Source organism: Roseateles sp. (assembly GCF_965229315.1).
Taxonomy (GTDB): Bacteria; Pseudomonadota; Gammaproteobacteria; order Burkholderiales; family Burkholderiaceae_C; genus Pelomonas.
This window is the reverse complement of the sequence record NZ_CBDDJA010000002.1, coordinates 3,677,067-3,692,133: the sequence shown is the minus strand read 5'-3', so window position 1 is coordinate 3,692,133 and position 15,067 is coordinate 3,677,067. Positions and strand designations below refer to the sequence as shown.

Genomic DNA, 15,067 nt, shown 5'->3' with positions numbered 1-15,067 from the left:
CTCAGAGCCCCACGGCCTTCTCCAGCGCGGCGATCTCGTCTTCCACGTAGCCGGCCAGCCGCTGCAGGTTGGGCAGCGCGTCGGTCGCGATCAGGCCGAAGTACAGCGTGCCGGCGTAGCTGAACAGCGTGATGTTCATCAGATGGGTGGCCGGCATCGTCGACAGCGGGTGCATCTCGCGCACCAGGGCGCCGTTCATGTACAGCGGCTTGGCCGGCCCCGGCACGTTGGACACCAGCGTGTTGCCCAGCGGCGTGAGGGTGTCGGCGAGCTTGAGCATGCCGGCGACCTGGCCCAGCAGGCCGGTCAGGATGGTGTAGGTCTCGACGGCCTCGGGCGCGACCGAATCGATCATGGCGCGCACGCTGCGCAGCGAGTAGCCGACGTTGCGCAGGCGCACGTAGGCGTCGTCGGTGGGTGGCGACAGGTCCACGAGGATGATGCCGATCTTGTTGCCGGCGCCTTTTTCATCTTCGCGGCGCAGGTTCACCGGCATCTGGATCGTGATGGGCCGGTCCAGGGTCACGCCCTCGTCGGCCAGGTAGCGGTGCATGGCGCCGTCCAGGCAGGTCAGCGCCACGTGGTTGAGCGTGGCGCGGGCCTTCTGGCGGATGGCGTCGATGCGCGCCATGGGCACGGCGGCAGTGGCGAACTGGCGGCCGGGCGTGGCGTTGCCGGTGAAGGGCGTGTCGCAGCTGGCCATGAAGGGCAGGGCGATGGCGTTCTTCGTCAGCTTCATGCCCTCCAGCGCCAGCATGGCGGTGAGCCGGCCGATGCCGACGGCGCGCTTGCTGTTGGCGGTGAGCTGCTTCCACACGGTGCCGGCCATCTGCGGGTCCAGCCGCTTCTTGAACGGGCTGCGGCCGCGGCGCGTGTGGTCCAGCGTCCAGACCGGCGTGAGGGTCGCGTCGTCCGCCGTCGCCTGCAGCGACTCGACGACCCAGCGCGTCATCGTGATGCCGTCGGCCACCGCGTGGTGCATCTTGTAGTAGACGGCGACCTGCCGGTCCCACAGCCCGCCGATGACGTGCACCTCCCACAGCGGCCGGCTGCGGTCCAGCATGGGCTCGTGCAGCCGTGCGGCCAGCGCGTACAGCGCCTCGCGGTCGTTCGCGCCGCGCGCGAGCTTGTGGAAGAAGACGTGCTGCGCCAGGTCCACCGACCCGGCCGTGTCCCAGCTCGGCATCAGCGCCGACGACACGAAGTGGATGACGCGGTCGAACGGCGGCTGCACGTCGGTGTGCGTCAGCAATTCCTCGTACAGCTGCTTCGCGAAGTTCGCGCCGCCTTTCACGCCTTTAGGAATCTGCAGGATGTGCAGGCCGGCCACATGCTTGGGACTGGCCTCGTTCTCGGCGATGAAGAAGGCGAGGTCGAGCAGGGAGAGTCGGCTCATGATGTCTCTTGTCGTTATGGGTGCGACCCAGCATAGGCGCGCCCGTGAGACGGTCAAGGCCGGGGATTCACGCGTCGCCGCTGGCCGCCGAGCGCTTGCCGCTGCGGCGTTCCTTGTCCGCGGCACGCGCGGCTTCCTGTTCAGCCGCCTTGCGGTCCTGCGCTTCGGCCGCCTCGCGGCGCCAGGCGGCCATCTCCTCGGGCGTCTCCAGCGTGATGCGGCCCAGCAACCCCTGGCGGTAGTCGACCAGCAGCGCCTCGGCGGCCTTGTGCATCTGCACCGCGCCGCCGCGGATCTTGGCGCCGCGCTTCACGCCGATGGCTTCCAGCACGGAGTCGTCCGCACCCAGCTCGGCCAGGCCGTAGCGGGCCTGCAACCGTTCGGGGTAGCGCCGCTTGAGCACGGCGATCAGCTCCAGCGCCACCTCCTCCTCGTCGAACGCATTGCGGCCGATGGCGCCGCTGGCGGCGAGGTGGTAGCCGCTCTGCTCGATGGCGATGCGCGGCCACAGCATGCCGGGCGTGTCGAACAGGTAGAAGCCGTGCTCCAGCACGAACTTCTGCTCCAGCTTGGTGATGCCGGGCTCGTCGCCGGTCTTGGCGGCCTTGCGGCCCACCAGCGTGTTGATCAGCGTGCTTTTGCCCACGTTGGGGATGCCGCAGATCATCACGCGCAGCGGCTTGTGCATGTCGCCACGCAGCGGAGCCAGTTCGCGGCAGGCCTTGATGAGGGCGCGGGCGGGCGCCTTCTCGCCGGCATCCAGCGCGATGGCGCGCGTGTGCGGCTGGGCGTTGTAGAAGGCCAGCCAGGCGTCGGTCTGGGCCGGGTCGGCCAGGTCCTGCTTGTTCAACACCTTCAGCGACGGCCGGCCGGTCGTCAGTGCGGCCAGCATCGGGTTGCTGCTGGAGCCGGGCAGCCGCGCGTCGAGCAACTCGATGACCACGTCCAGCCCCGCCTGCACGCGATCCTTGATCGCCTGCCGGGTGGAATTCATGTGGCCGGGGAACCAGTTGATGGGCATGCGGTTCAGGGGTCGTGGGCTGCAGGGCTGTGGATTGTCGGGCTTACATCCCGTTGCGCCGCGCGGTCCGCAAGACGCCACCATCCTGGAGTCGTCTTGAGGTGCTTATGAGATTCGAAGGGGTGTTGAGCGCGTGGAACCACGACGCCGGTTATGGCGCGATCCGGCCGGTGAACGGGGGCGAAGAGGTCTTCGTGGGGCTGGCGGCGTTCCCGACCGATGGTGAGGGGCCGCGCCCGGACGAGACGCTCAGCTTCGAAATTGTGACCGGACGTGACGGACGCAAGCAGGCCGCGAACCTGAAGCGGCTGCGTTCACCAACCCTGAATCCGGCACTGCGCGAAGCCACGGGCGGAGCCCGCGGGCGCGCGCGGCATGCCCAGAGAAAACGGCGCCTGGGCCTTGCGGCCGGCGCCGTCGTCACGGTGGTGCTGGTGCTGGGGGGGGTGCACCTGTGGCAAGCGCAGGGCCGGTCCGGCGAAGTGCCGGCGGTGGCGCGGCGCTAGTCCTTGCGTGCGTCCCGATGCCGGTGCTGTGCAACACTGGCCGACGCCGCACTGACTCGCCTGAACCATGAAGCTGCTCTTCGTTGCCGACCCCCTGGCCACCTTCAAGACCTACAAGGACTCCACCTTCGCGATGATGCGGGAAGCTGCAAAGCGCGGCCACACGCTCGTCGCCTGCGAAGTCAACCAGCTCGTCTGGCAGCGCGGCGGCCGGGTGACGGCGCGGCGCGCGCAGGAGATCGCGCTGACGGGTGATGCGCAGGACTGGTACACCGTCACCGCGACGGCCGACCTCGTGCTGGCCGATGTGGACGCCGTGCTGATGCGCAAGGACCCCCCGTTCGACAGCGAGTTCTTCTACGCCACCCACCTGCTCAGCCAGGCCGAGCGCGAGGGCGCGAAGGTCTTCAACAAGCCCGGCAGCCTGCGCGAGCATCCGGAGAAGCTGGCCATCCTGGAGTTCCCGCAGTTCATCGCGCCCACGCTGGTCACGCGCGACGCCGCCGAGGTCCGCGCCTTCCACGCCGAGCAGCGCGACATCATCCTGAAGCCGCTGGACGGCATGGGCGGCATGGGCATCTTCCGCGTCAAGGACGACGGCCTGAACCTCGGCAGCATCATCGAGACGCTGAACAAGGACGGCACGCAGACCGTCATGGTGCAGCGCTTCATCCCCGCCATCACCGAGGGCGACAAGCGCATCCTCATCATCGGCGGCAAGCCGGTGCCGTACTGCCTGGCGCGCATCCCGCAGGGCAACGAGGTGCGCGGCAACCTGGCCGTCGGCGGCAAGGGCGTGGCCCGCGAGCTGACCGTGCGCGACCGCGAATTGGCCGAGGCGCTGGGCCCGACGCTGGCCGCGCGCGGCCTGCTGCTGGTGGGCCTGGACGTCATCGGCGAGCACATCACCGAGATCAACGTGACCAGCCCGACGTGCTTCCAGGAGATCACGGACCAGAGCGGCTTCGACGTCGCGAAGATGTTCATTGACGCACTTGAGGCAGCTCTCGCATGAGGAGGCGCGACTTCGCGGCGCTGGGCCTTGCCGGCTTCGCATTCCCTGCATTCGCCCAGGACGCCGCCTTCGACCAGCAGGCCGAAGCCTTCCTCGAGGCGCTGTGGCAGATCGACCCCGACGCCGCCGTCGCCGCCGGCCGGTTCGAGTTCGCGCCGCGCGTGACGCTGCCGAGCGCCGCGCAACGCGACCGCATGCGCGCCTTCCTGAAGCGCTGGCACGCCACCTTCCAGAGCCAGTCCGAGGCGATGCTGAACACCAGCCAGCGCATGGATAGTGCGCTGCTGCTTGCCAAGATCGATGCCGACCTGTGGCGGCTGGACGTGCTGCGCGAATGGTCGTGGAGCCCGGCCGAGCACAACCCGGCCGCGCTGCTGGACCTGCTGCTGAACACCGACTACGCGCCGCTGCCCGAGCGGCTGCGCGCGCTGGCGCCGCGCCTGGCGCAACTGCCGGCCTACTACCGCGCCGCGGCGGCCAGCCTCAGCGGCGTCACGCGCGAGCACACCGAGCTGGCGCTGCAACAGGCGCCCGGCGTGCTGGGCGTGCTGGACGACATCGCCAAGCATGCGCGTGCGGCGGGTGTGGACCTCGCCAAGCCACTGGCCGGCGCGCGTGCCGCCGTGCGTGGCTACGTGGCGCAACTGAAGAAGCTCAAGCCCGCGCGCAGCTTCCGCCTGGGCGGCGAGCTGTACGAGCCCAAATTCGCGCACGACATCCAGTCGGCGCGCACCGCCAGGCAGACCTACGAGCTGGCGCAGCAGCGCCGTGAGGAGGTGCTGGCCAGCATGCACACGCAGGCCACGGCGCTGTGGCCCACGGTCATCGGCAGCGAGCCGCCGCCCGCCGACCGCTTCGCGCTGATCGGCCGCGTCATCGACAAGCTCAGCGAGAAGCACGTCAGGCGCGAGCAGTTTGTCGACGAGATCCGCGCGCAGATCCCGCAGCTCGAAGCCTGGGTGCGCGACCACGACCTGCTGAGCCAGGATGCGAGCAAGCCGCTGCAGGTGCGCGAGACGCCCGAGTACCAGCGCGGCATCGCCGGCGCCAGCATCGAGGCGCCCGGCGCCTACCGGCCGCAGGACAAGACCTACTACAACGTCACGCCGCTGGACGACCTGACGCCCGAGCAGGCCGAGAGTTCGCTGCGCGAGTACAACCACTGGATCCTGCAGATCCTCAACATCCACGAGGCCATCCCCGGCCACTACACGCAGCTCGTGCACGCCAACCGCGTGCCCAGCAAGGTCAAGGCCTTGTTCGGCAACGGCGCGATGGTGGAGGGCTGGGCGGTCTACGGCGAGCGCATGATGATCGAGAGCGGCTACGGCGCCTCGCCCGAGATGACGCTGATGTGGGGCAAGTGGCATCTGCGCTCGGTGACCAACACCGTGCTGGACTACAGCGTGCACGTGCTGGGCATGAGCGAGGCGGATGCCGTGGACCTGCTGACCGCCCAAGCCTTCCAGACCGCGCGCGAGGCCAAGGAAAAGTGGCGCCGCGTGCAGCTCAGCTCGGTGCAGCTGACCAGCTACTTCAGCGGCTACAGCGAGATCTTCGCGCTGCGCGAGCAGTTGAAGTCACGCCCGGGCTTCGACCTCAAGGCCTTCCACGAGCAGTTCCTCAGCTACGGCAGCGCGCCGGTGCGGCTCATCGCGGCGCAGATGCTGGCCTGATCAGGGCGGCACCGCGCGCCGCTTGGCCGTGATGACACCGTCTTTGAAAGGCGCCTCGGCCAGCACGGCGTCGGCCCGGCGAACCACCTCGGCGCCCAGGGCGCTGCGTGCGCAGGCCACATGGCCCTGGCGCGCCGAGCTTTGCTCCACCAAGGGCAGCAACTGCAGCTCCTCGCCGGCCATGCCGGCCTCGCGGGTCAGCTGTGCCAGCTCGAAGGGCAGGGCCAGCATGCCGTCGATGCGCCCGTGCCGCAACATCAGCATCAGGTTCAGCGCCGGGTTCTGGCTGGTCACCTTCTCCACGCGGCCGGCCGGCAGGGCGGCCACCAGCGCATCCAGCGTGGCACCGTAGGCGCGCCCCGGGGCGTGACCCAGCCGGTTGTCCGGCCGGGCCAGCCATTCGGTCAGCGGCAGCCGGCCCTGCTCGTCGAGCATGGCCTGCCAGCGCGGCAGGTCCTGCCGGCGCACCACCAGCAAGGGCGACACCCGGATCGGAAAAGGCCGCGAGAAGTACAGGTAGGCCTCGCGCTCGGCGTTCTTGAGCAGGCCGAAGGCGCAGCTGTTGGGCATGTTCTGCAGGCTGGCCTCCAGGCGCTTGGGCGGCACGGCCAGGATGCGGTGCTGAAACCCAGGCAGCCGCGGCAGCAGCGCGTCGCGCAGCAACCGGTCCAGCACGCCCTCGTCCTTCTGCGGGCCCTCGGTGATGTACAGAGGCGGCAACTCGTAGCGCAGCCATTGCACCTCCGCCCCGGCGCCCGACGCCGCAGGCTGCGGCTGTGCGATCGCTGGCTGCAGCGTCGCTGCAGCCAGCGCGACCGCAGCCAGCAGGCGGGGAGGCATTGTCATGCCCGACACGGTACCTGATCCCGGCAGGCACCGCGCGCTGCCGTTCAGGCGGCTGTGCTGCGGATGCGATGCCCTGCTGCCAGCTTGTAGGCGGCGATCTCGGCGGCGACCTCGGCGGGGTCGATCACGTCGGCCAGTTGCTCGAACCCCCCGGGCGCCAGCGCCTCCACGCGGTCCAGGATCGCGTCCAGCCCCTCGCGCCGGTTCATGTCGACGATGCGGGCGCACAGGGGCCGGCGCGCGTCCTCGTAGGCGGCGAGTGCCGTGTCGAGGTCGGCATGCGTCGCGAGCGCATCGGCCAGCGCCTTGGCATCCAGGATGGCCTGCGTCGCGCCGTTGGAGCCGATGGGGAACATCGGATGCGCCGCATCGCCCAGCAGCGTGGAGCGGCCCAGACGCCAGCGCGGCAGCGGGTCGCGGTCCACCATGGGCCATTCCAGCATCTGTTCGGCGCGGGTGATCAGGCCCGGCACATCCAGCCAGTCGAAGCGCCAGCGGCCGAAGGTGGGCAGCAGGTCGTCGAGCCGGCCGGCGCGGCTCCAGTCGGCGCGGTCGGGTGCGGTCAGGCCCGGCTCGGGTTCGCGCACGCGGCGGTCGGCGATCCAGTTGATGAGCTGCAGCCCGTCGGCACGCGGCGCGGCTATCGGGTAGACGACGAACTTGGCGCGGCTGTGGCCGGCCTGCACCATCGTGCGGCCGTCCAGGAAGGGCGGCGCCCAGGACGTGCCGCGCCACATCATGACGCCGCGCCAGCAGGGCCCGCCTTCGTCCGGTGCCAGGCGGCGGCGCAGCGCGGAGTGGATGCCATCGGCGCCGACGACCAGGTCCGCCGCCAGCTCGCGCGGGCCGTCCGCCGTGTCGATCTCGGCGATGGCCTGGCTGCCCTCGTCGCGCACGTTGGCGACCCGCTGGCCGCTCAACACCGTGACCTTGGCGCCGGCCTCGCGCCACAGCCTCATCTGCAGTTCACCGCGGTGGATGCTGAACTGCGGGTGGCTGTAGCCCCCGGCAATGCCGCGCGCGTCGCGGTAGATGGCCTGGCCGTGGCGGTTGGCGAACACCAGCGCCGAGGTCTCGACGGCCATCGCGCGCAGCGCCGGCAGCAAGCCCAGTTCGTCCAGCACGGCCACCGCGTGCGGCAGCAGGTTGATGCCCACGCCCAGGGGCTTGGGTTCCCGCACGGCCTCCAGCACGGTCACGGCATGGCCGCGCGCCTGCAGCGCCAGCGCCGCCGTCAGCCCGCCGATGCCGCCGCCTGCGATGAGGATGTCCATCAGTTCAGGGTAAGCGAGATGGTTGCGGTATGCAACAAAACCTACCCTGAGGCTGTGAGCAAGACAGACAGCCTTCGAGACATCACGCCCGAAGGCCTGATGCTGCCTGTGCCCGGCGTGGACTACGGCCTGCTGGACGGCTTGCTGGGCTACGCGCTGCGCCGCGCGCAGAACGCGCTGTACCTGGACTTCTACCGCGCCACCGCCGCCTGGGACATCAGCCCGCAGCGCTTCGCGGCGCTGGTGCTGATCGCCCGCAACCCCGGCCTGCGCCAGGGCCTGCTCGCCCAGGCCATGGGCCTGCACCGCAGCGGCGCGCTGCGACTGACGGACTGGTTCACCGCGCAGGGTTGGGCCGAGCGCCGCGATGCGCCGGAAGACGCCCGCGCCTGGGGCCTGCACCTGACGCCCGCCGGCAGGCGCCTGCTCGCCAAGCTCGAAGCCGCCGTCGCCGAGCATGACCGCATGTTGATCGCCGCCCTCGGCGACCAGGGGGCGGCATTGAAGGCAGGCCTGGAGCGCCTGGCCTGGGCTGCGACCGCGCAGTCCACCGAAGCTCCGCACCACAACAAGCCCAGGAGACAGAAACCATGATCGACCGTCGCCATGTTCTTGCCTCGTTCGCGGCGCTGCCGCTGGCCTCACCTTCGGTCTCACGCGCCCAGGGCCAGCCGTCGCGGCTGCTCGTCGGCTTCCCGGCGGGCGGGTCCGTGGACGCCACCGCGCGCCGCTTCGCCGAGTTCTGCCGCGGCAAGCTGGCCGACACCGTGCTGGTGGAGCAGAAGGTCGGCGCCGGCGGGCGCATCGCCATCGCCGCGCTGAAGGACGCGGCATCCGACGGGCAGACGCTGCTCGTCAGCCCGTCGTCCATGTTCACGATCTACCCGCACGCCTACCGCAAGCTGGCCTACAACCCGGTGACCGACGTGCTGCCCATCGCACCGCTGGCGCTGTCCACCTGCGGCTTCGGCGTGGGCCCGATGGTGCCGGCCGCGGTGAAGACGCTGGCGCAGTTCGCCGACTGGGCGCGCGCCAACCCCGACAAGGCCGCCTATGCATCGCCCGCGGCCGGCGCGATGCCGCACTTCCTGGGCAACCAGTTCGAGCGTGCCGCGGGCCTCAAGCTCATCCACGCGCCCTACCGTGGTGCCGCGCCCGGCATGCAGGACCTGATGGGCGGCCAGATCGCGTCGGGCTGCTTCTCCATCGGCGACTTCCTGCCCCACCTGCCGTCCGGCCGCGTGCGGCTGCTGGGCGTGACCGACAAGGCACGCTCGCGCTTCGCCCCGGACGTGGCCACGTTCGAGGAGCAGGGCTTCAAGGGCATCGTCGGCGTGGAGAGCTACGGCCTGTTCGCGCCGGCCCGTCTGCTGGCGGCGCAGGTCGAGAAGCTGGCTGCGTTGGCGCGCGCCGCGGTGCATGAGCCGGCCGTGGTGGAGGCGCTGGCCAAGCTGGGTTTCGAGCCGCTGTCGCTGCCGCCGGCCGACTACGCGGCGCGCCTGGCCGCCGAGCGCGACTACTGGGGCCCGGTGGTCAAGGCGTCGGGTTTCTCGTCGGACGATTAGCATGCCGGCTCCAAGAGGAGCTGCCTGAATGCCCTGGCGTCGACTGGCCGTTGGCCTTGCCGTTTGTTTGACCGTTTGTTTGACCGCTTGTTTGACCGTTCCCGCCGCGCATGCGGCGACCGACACCGTGCGCCTGCAGCGGCTGCTGGCCGAACAGCAGTTCGCCGCGGCAGGTGCCGATCTCGACGCGCTGCTGCGGGCGCCGCGGCCCGACGCGGCCGAGCGCGCGGTCATCTACCAATGGCTGTACGCCCGCGACGACAGTGCCGCCATCGACCGCCGCACGCGTGGCGTGCTGACCGACGCCAAGGCAGACGCTGTCGACCTGCTGGCCGCTGGCCGGCTGGCGCTGGACCGGCGTGACTTCGCGCGCGCCAGGGCCTGCTTCGAGCGTGCGCTGGCGAAGGCCACGCGACCGGTCGACACCGCGCAGGCGCTGCGCGGCCTGGGCCAGCGGCACTACCAGCTGCGCGAGTTCGATGCGTCGCTGAAAGCGCTGGAACAAGGCCTGGCCGCCGAGCGCACGGCCGATGGCCTGGCGGCGCTGGCCGACACGCTGATCCGCCTGGGCCGCACCGAGGATGCCATCGCCGCGGCCGAAGGCGCCGTGGCGCTGAACAGCCACCACGAGGCCGCGCACTACCTGTTGGGCAACGGCTATGCGCGCGAGAACTACACGCAGCTCGCCGCGCGGCTCGGGGACGGCTTCGCGCCGCTGCTGGCCGACGTGCGGCGCGCGTCGGACGCGTTCGAGCAGGGCGACTTCGACACCGCGCTGGCGTTGAGCCTGGGTGTGCTGCAGCGCTGCCCGCAGCTGGGCCGCGCCCACGCCATCGCGGCCAAGGCACTGGAGTCGCAGCGTTTCGCCATCGACGTGCACCGCGCCGACTACGAGCGCCGCTTTGCCGCCACGCCCATGCCCGTCGTGCCCGGCATCGAGCGCTACGTGCTGAACTGGAACGACTTGTCGCCGCGCCACCGCAAGCGTGTGGCGCTGTCCGTCGCGCCGTGGAAGGCCTTCATCCCCGTGCTGGTGGAGGGCGGCGCGACGCACTTCATCAAGCCGATGTGGATGCGCCTGTCCGAGACGCCGCAGGCCCATGCGCTGAAGGACGCCCGCATCGACTACGACTCGCGGCTGTGGGACGACGTGCGCGGCATGGGCGGCTATTTCACGGTCACCGGCATCGAGGACGTGGAGCGCAGCATCTTCGACAAGTACAACACCGTGCTGCACGAGCTGACGCACCAGGTCCATGGCGTGATGACGGCCAACCAGGCGCGCGAGATCGAGGCGCTGTACCAAAAAGCCAAGGCACGCGACGCCGCGACACGCAACGGCTTCCTGTCGCGCTACGCGGGCGGCTCGGTGTGGGAGTACTTCGCCGAAGGCGCCAACGCCGAGGCCTCGCCGCGGCGCGATGCCTATGACGGCCGCGAGATCGTGCGCGAGCGCCTCGTGGCGATGGACCCGGCGCTGCAGTCGCTGGTGAAGCGCTTCTACGCGCTGCGCGACACCAGCGCCAGCCGGCCCGTCGCGCTCGTCAACGCCGGCAACCAGAAGCTGGAGGATGGAAGGCTGGGCGAGGCCGTGCCGCTGTTCGAGCGTGCGCTGAAGCTGGCGCCCGACGACGAGAGCGCACTGAACGCGCGGCTGTATGCGCTGGCGCTGCAAGGCCACGGCACGGCGGCGCGCGAGCTTGCGGCGCGCGCGCTGGCCCGGCATCCGCACAGCGGCCTGCTGCGCGTGACGACGGCCGATGCGCTGTGGCACGGCGGCGCGCCGCTGGCCGCCGAGGTCGTGCCGGGCCTGGCGCGCGGCGCCGAGGCCCTGAAGGGCGAGGATCGTTTCCGCGTCGACCTGGCGCTGGCCGACCACCATCGCCGCCTGGGCGACGTGACGCAGGCGCTGGCCGCCTACCAATCGGTGCTGGCCTACCAGGGCGACCAGCCCGAGGCGCTGTGGGGCCGTGCGGCCACGCTGGCGCTGGCCGGCCGCTGGGACGAGTCCTTTGCCCAGTACGACGCCGTGCTGCGCCTGCGCACCGGTCTCGTGCCGCTGCGCCGCGACTATGCGCTGGACCTGCTGCGGGCCGGCCGCACCGAACCTGCGCGCGCCCAGGTCAAGGAGGCGCTGATCCTCGACCCGCGCGACCCCGACACGCTGGCGCTGAAGGCCTGGCTGGCGCTGGTCGACGGTGACGCCGTGGCGGCCAAGGCCGTCACCGACGAGGCGCTGGCGCTGGGCAGTTGGTCCGACCTGGCCCTCATCGTGCAGGCCGCCGCGCTGCAGGCCCAGGGCAAGGCGGACGCAGCGAAGGGGGCGCTCGCGCCGCTGCGCCAGCGCATCGCCACCGCTGCGGCGCCGCAGTACGTGTACCGGCCCGAGAAATCAGCTTGGTTCTCCGTGCACGAGCTGCCGGCGAACGAGCGCCGCGTCCTGGAGTCGATCGTCAAGTGAGGTTCTTCAAGCGCCTCGAAGCCGCCCACCTGAACGGGCTCAGCGTCGCGCTGGGCGTGTCGGCCACGCACCTGGTGGTCAGCGCGCTGTGCGGCGACACGGCGGGCCTGGCGGCCGTGGGCGGTGCCGTCTGTGCCAGCCTGCCGGACCTGCCCAACCCGCCGCAGCGCGTGCTGCCGCGCGTGCTGCCCGCCGCGGCCGCGGCGGCCGTCGTCACGCTGCTGGTGGGCGTGACCGACCACTCGCTGGTGCTGACCGTGGCGGTGGTGGCGGTGGTGACCTTCCTGTCGCTGATGGCGCTGGCCTGGGGCCTGCGCGCGGGGCCGCTGTCGTTCTCGCCGGTGCTGGCCCTGGTGTTCGCGATGGCCTGGGACCGCACGGCCGGCGCCGCCTCGCCCTGGGAGCACGCGCTGTGGGTGGGGCTGGGCGGCTGCGTCTACGCCGGCTGGGCGCGGCTGAGCGCCGTCGTGCTGCGGCACCGGCTGCGCCAGCTGGCGCTGGCCGGCGCGCTGCGGGCGACCGAGCGGCGGCTGCGCTCGCGCGCGCAACGCATTGCCGGCGCGGTGAGCGGCGCCGAGGCCAGCATCCGCGCCTCCATCGCCGACGACGTGGTGCTGGCCGAGGCGCTGCAGTCGGCGCGCGACCAGGTCTTCGCCGCGCGCCGCTCGGCGCGCAGCCGCAAGCAGACCGACCTCGTGCTGGGTCTCATCGAGCTGCGCGACCTGATGCTGGCCAGCCGCCTGGACACCGAGCTGCTGGGCCAGGACTTCCCCGGCCGGCAATGGCGCTCGGCGCTGGCCGACGCGGTGCGCCAGCTCGCCGACGTGTTGCGCGCGCTGGCCGACGACATCGAGCTCGGCACGCCGCTGCCCGAAGTGTCCGTCGAGGCCTGGCGCGCGGAGCTGGCCCGGCGGCTGGGCGACGTCAGCGCGCCGGCGGGCGACTCCCGGCTGCACCTGGTGTCGGCCATGCAGTCGCGCCTGGGCCACATGCAGGACGACGTGGCCGCCATGGTCGCCCGGCAGCTGCGCAGCGACGATCCCGGGTCGCCGTGGACGCCGGAGCGGCTGGCGCCCTTTGTGTCGCCCGAGGGCCTGCCGCTGGCGGCGCTCAGGCCGCACCTGAACCTGCAGTCCGGCGTCATGCGCCATGCGCTGCGCTCGGCGCTGGCGCTGTCGGTGGCTTACGCGCTGGGTGCGGCGCTGCCCTGGTCGGCCCACCCGTTCTGGCTGATGCTCAGCGTCGCCGTGGTGCTGCGCGGCAACCTGGAGCAGACGCTGTCGCGCCGCAACGAACGCATCATCGGCACGGTGCAGGGCTGCCTGCTGGTGCTGCTGCTGGCGCACTTCGACTCCGTGCCCTTCCTGAGCCTGTGCTTCATCGCCGCGGTGGGCACGGCGCACGCCTACGTGAACCGCCGCTACCGCGTCGCCGCGACGGCCGCCACGCTGATGGCGCTGCTGCAGCCGCTGATGCTGGCGCCGGGCAGCGACCCGGCCATCGTCGAGCGGCTGGCCGACACGGTCATCGGCGCGGGCCTGGCGTGGCTGTTCAGCTTCGTGCTGCCGTCCTGGGAGCGTGCCACCGTGCCGCGGCTGGCGATGCAACTGCGCGGCGCGCTGGCCCGGCACGCGGCCAACATGCTGCGCTGGATGCCCAGCGCGGAGGAGCAGCTCGCCCAGCGCCTGAGCCGCCAGCAGGCGTACACCGCGTTGGCTGCGCTGGCCGGCGCGGCGCAGCGCACGCGCGTGGAGCCGCTGAGCGTGCGCCTGCCCGAAGCCGAGATCGAAGCCGCGCTGAGCCACGGCTACCGGCTGATGGCCTTGCTGGGTGCCGTGCAGCACCAGGTGCAGCGGCGCAGCACGCGGCTGGACGCCGCGCGTGCCGAGACCGCCCTGCCGCTGGCCCAGAAGGCCTGCGTGGACATCCTCAAGGGCGAGCCCGGCGCCAGCGACAAGGGCACCGACCCGGCCGACATCCCCGACGGCGATGCCGGCGCCTGGCCCGAGCACCTGAACCAGCAAGACCTGACGCCATGGCTGCTGCGCCGGCTGCGCCTGTGCCGTTTCGAGGCACGCGAACTCGTCGCCGCGCTGAACCAACTTCAACCTGTAGGAGAAAGATCATGAGCATCCAGACCCGTGCCGCCGTCGCCTGGAAGGCCGGCCAGCCGCTGACCATCGAAACCCTGGACCTGGAAGGCCCGAGCGACGGCGAGGTGCTGGTCGAAGTCAAGGCCACCGGCATCTGCCACACCGACGACTTCACGCTGTCGGGCGCCGACCCCGAGGGCCTCTTCCCCGCCGTGCTGGGTCACGAGGGCGCGGGCGTCGTGCTGGAGAGCAAGGTGCCGTGGCTCAAGGCCGGCGACCACGTCATCCCGCTGTACACGCCCGAATGCCGCGAGTGCAAGTTCTGCCTGAGCCGCAAGACCAACCTCTGCCAGGCCATCCGCTCCACGCAGGGCAGGGGCCTGATGCCCAACGGCACGTCGCGCTTCTCGCTGAACGGCGAGCCCATCTTCCACTACATGGGCACCAGCACCTTCGCCAATCACATCGTCGTGCCGGGCATCGCGCTGGCCAAGATCCGCCCCGACGCGCCGTTCGACAAGGTCTGCTACATCGGCTGCGGCGTGACCACCGGCGTGGGCGCGGTGCTGTTCACCGCCAAGGTGGAAGCCGGCGCGAACGTCGTCGTCTTCGGCCTGGGCGGCATCGGCCTGAACGTCATCCAGGGCGCCAAGATGGTGGGCGCCAACAAGATCATCGGCGTGGACATCAACCCGGGCCGCGAGGCGATGGCGCGGCAGTTCGGCATGACGGACTTCGTGAACCCGAAGGACGTGCCCAACCTGGTGGACCACATCGTGCAGTTGACGGACGGCGGCGCGGACTACTCGTTCGAGTGCGTCGGTAACGTGCAGCTGATGCGCCAGGCGCTGGAGTGCACCCACAAGGGCTGGGGCCGCAGCATCATCATCGGCGTGGCGCCCGCAGGTGCGGAGATCTCGACGCGGCCGTTCCAGCTGGTGACGGGGCGGCACTGGGAGGGCTCGGCATTCGGCGGCGCGCGCGGGCGCACGGACGTGCCCAAGATCGTGGACTGGTACATGGACGGCAAGCTCAACATCGATGAGCTGATCACGCACAAGCTGAAGCTGGAGCAGATCAACGAAGGGTTCGAGTTGATGCGGCGCGGGGAGTCGATTCGGTCGGTGGTCGAGTTCTGAGATTGCGGCGGCGCGGGAGGCCTTGCCGGGGCGGATGTCCCGCGCCCACGTTCCCGAGCAAGGCCACACGCTGGC

At 71.1% G+C, this 15,067-nt stretch carries 12 protein-coding genes; 8 read left to right on the top strand and 4 right to left on the bottom strand.

Annotated features, from left to right (window positions below):
* Position 1 precedes the first annotated feature (1 nt).
* Complete coding sequence (locus ACO07H_RS21845) at positions 2–1,396, bottom strand: wax ester/triacylglycerol synthase domain-containing protein (RefSeq protein WP_422018097.1); 1,395 nt, start codon at positions 1,394–1,396, stop codon at positions 2–4.
* A gap of 67 nt (positions 1,397–1,463) precedes the next feature.
* Entirely contained in the window at positions 1,464–2,417 is a 954-nt protein-coding gene (ylqF, locus tag ACO07H_RS21840) for a ribosome biogenesis GTPase YlqF (RefSeq protein ID WP_422018095.1), read from the bottom strand.
* Between the two features lie 107 nt (positions 2,418–2,524).
* Between ylqF and ACO07H_RS21835 the strand changes: the two genes are divergently transcribed.
* The 3 genes from ACO07H_RS21835 to ACO07H_RS21825 all read left to right on the top strand — a co-directional run bounded on the left by ACO07H_RS21835 (position 2,525) and on the right by ACO07H_RS21825 (position 5,614).
* On the top strand, positions 2,525–2,923 hold the full coding sequence (locus ACO07H_RS21835; RefSeq protein WP_422018093.1) for a cold-shock protein: 399 nt from the start codon (positions 2,525–2,527) through the stop codon (positions 2,921–2,923).
* A gap of 67 nt (positions 2,924–2,990) precedes the next feature.
* Positions 2,991–3,938 (top strand): glutathione synthase, encoded by a 948-nt coding sequence (gene gshB / locus ACO07H_RS21830; protein WP_422018091.1) that lies wholly within the window; start codon positions 2,991–2,993, stop codon positions 3,936–3,938.
* The gene (locus ACO07H_RS21825) at positions 3,935–5,614 is read left to right on the top strand and encodes a DUF885 domain-containing protein (protein WP_422018089.1); all 1,680 of its coding nucleotides are present in this window, start codon (positions 3,935–3,937) and stop codon (positions 5,612–5,614) included. The genes gshB and ACO07H_RS21825 overlap by 4 nt, the downstream gene beginning before the upstream one ends.
* Here the strand turns inward: ACO07H_RS21825 and ACO07H_RS21820 are convergent, their stop codons facing one another.
* Entirely contained in the window at positions 5,615–6,460 is an 846-nt protein-coding gene (locus ACO07H_RS21820) for a TIGR02285 family protein (protein WP_422018087.1), read from the bottom strand.
* Positions 6,461–6,504: 44 nt separating this feature from the next.
* The gene (locus ACO07H_RS21815) at positions 6,505–7,734 is read right to left on the bottom strand and encodes an FAD-dependent monooxygenase (protein WP_422018085.1); all 1,230 of its coding nucleotides are present in this window, start codon (positions 7,732–7,734) and stop codon (positions 6,505–6,507) included.
* A 54-nt stretch (positions 7,735–7,788) separates the two neighbouring features.
* Here ACO07H_RS21815 and ACO07H_RS21810 point away from each other — a divergent pair, with 54 nt between their 5' ends.
* The 5 genes from ACO07H_RS21810 (at position 7,789) to ACO07H_RS21790 (ending at position 14,992) form a co-directional block, all read left to right on the top strand.
* On the top strand, positions 7,789–8,328 hold the full coding sequence (locus tag ACO07H_RS21810) for a MarR family winged helix-turn-helix transcriptional regulator (protein ID WP_422018083.1): 540 nt from the start codon (positions 7,789–7,791) through the stop codon (positions 8,326–8,328).
* Positions 8,325–9,299: a tripartite tricarboxylate transporter substrate-binding protein gene (locus tag ACO07H_RS21805; protein WP_422018081.1), complete on the top strand. Its 975-nt coding sequence runs from the start codon at positions 8,325–8,327 to the stop codon at positions 9,297–9,299. The genes ACO07H_RS21810 and ACO07H_RS21805 overlap by 4 nt, the downstream gene beginning before the upstream one ends.
* 91 nt (positions 9,300–9,390) lie before the next feature.
* Positions 9,391–11,760 carry a tetratricopeptide repeat protein gene (locus tag ACO07H_RS21800; RefSeq protein WP_422018079.1) on the top strand — a complete coding sequence of 790 codons (2,370 nt, stop codon included), beginning with the start codon at positions 9,391–9,393 and terminating at the stop codon, positions 11,758–11,760.
* Positions 11,757–13,889, top strand: a complete 2,133-nt coding sequence (locus tag ACO07H_RS21795; protein ID WP_422018077.1) for an FUSC family protein — start codon at positions 11,757–11,759, stop codon at positions 13,887–13,889. The genes ACO07H_RS21800 and ACO07H_RS21795 overlap by 4 nt, the downstream gene beginning before the upstream one ends.
* 2 nt (positions 13,890–13,891) lie before the next feature.
* A complete protein-coding gene (locus ACO07H_RS21790) occupies positions 13,892–14,992 on the top strand; it encodes an S-(hydroxymethyl)glutathione dehydrogenase/class III alcohol dehydrogenase (protein WP_422018674.1) in 1,101 nt (366 codons plus the stop codon).
* The last annotated feature ends 75 nt before the right edge of the window (positions 14,993–15,067 follow it).

What these genes read in the sequence shown, in the direction of transcription:
- ACO07H_RS21825 (WP_422018089.1), top strand. Translation starts at nt 3,935, where the DNA reads ATGAGGAGGCGCGACTTCGCGGCGCTGGGCCTTGCCGGCTTCGCATTC.
- gshB (WP_422018091.1), top strand. Translation starts at nt 2,991, where the DNA reads ATGAAGCTGCTCTTCGTTGCCGACCCCCTGGCCACCTTCAAGACCTAC.
- ACO07H_RS21815 (WP_422018085.1), bottom strand. Translation starts at nt 7,734, where the DNA reads ATGGACATCCTCATCGCAGGCGGCGGCATCGGCGGGCTGACGGCGGCG.
- ACO07H_RS21845 (WP_422018097.1), bottom strand. Translation starts at nt 1,396, where the DNA reads ATGAGCCGACTCTCCCTGCTCGACCTCGCCTTCTTCATCGCCGAGAAC.
- ACO07H_RS21835 (WP_422018093.1), top strand. Translation starts at nt 2,525, where the DNA reads ATGAGATTCGAAGGGGTGTTGAGCGCGTGGAACCACGACGCCGGTTAT.
- ACO07H_RS21805 (WP_422018081.1), top strand. Translation starts at nt 8,325, where the DNA reads ATGATCGACCGTCGCCATGTTCTTGCCTCGTTCGCGGCGCTGCCGCTG.
- ACO07H_RS21820 (WP_422018087.1), bottom strand. Translation starts at nt 6,460, where the DNA reads ATGACAATGCCTCCCCGCCTGCTGGCTGCGGTCGCGCTGGCTGCAGCG.
- ylqF (WP_422018095.1), bottom strand. Translation starts at nt 2,417, where the DNA reads ATGCCCATCAACTGGTTCCCCGGCCACATGAATTCCACCCGGCAGGCG.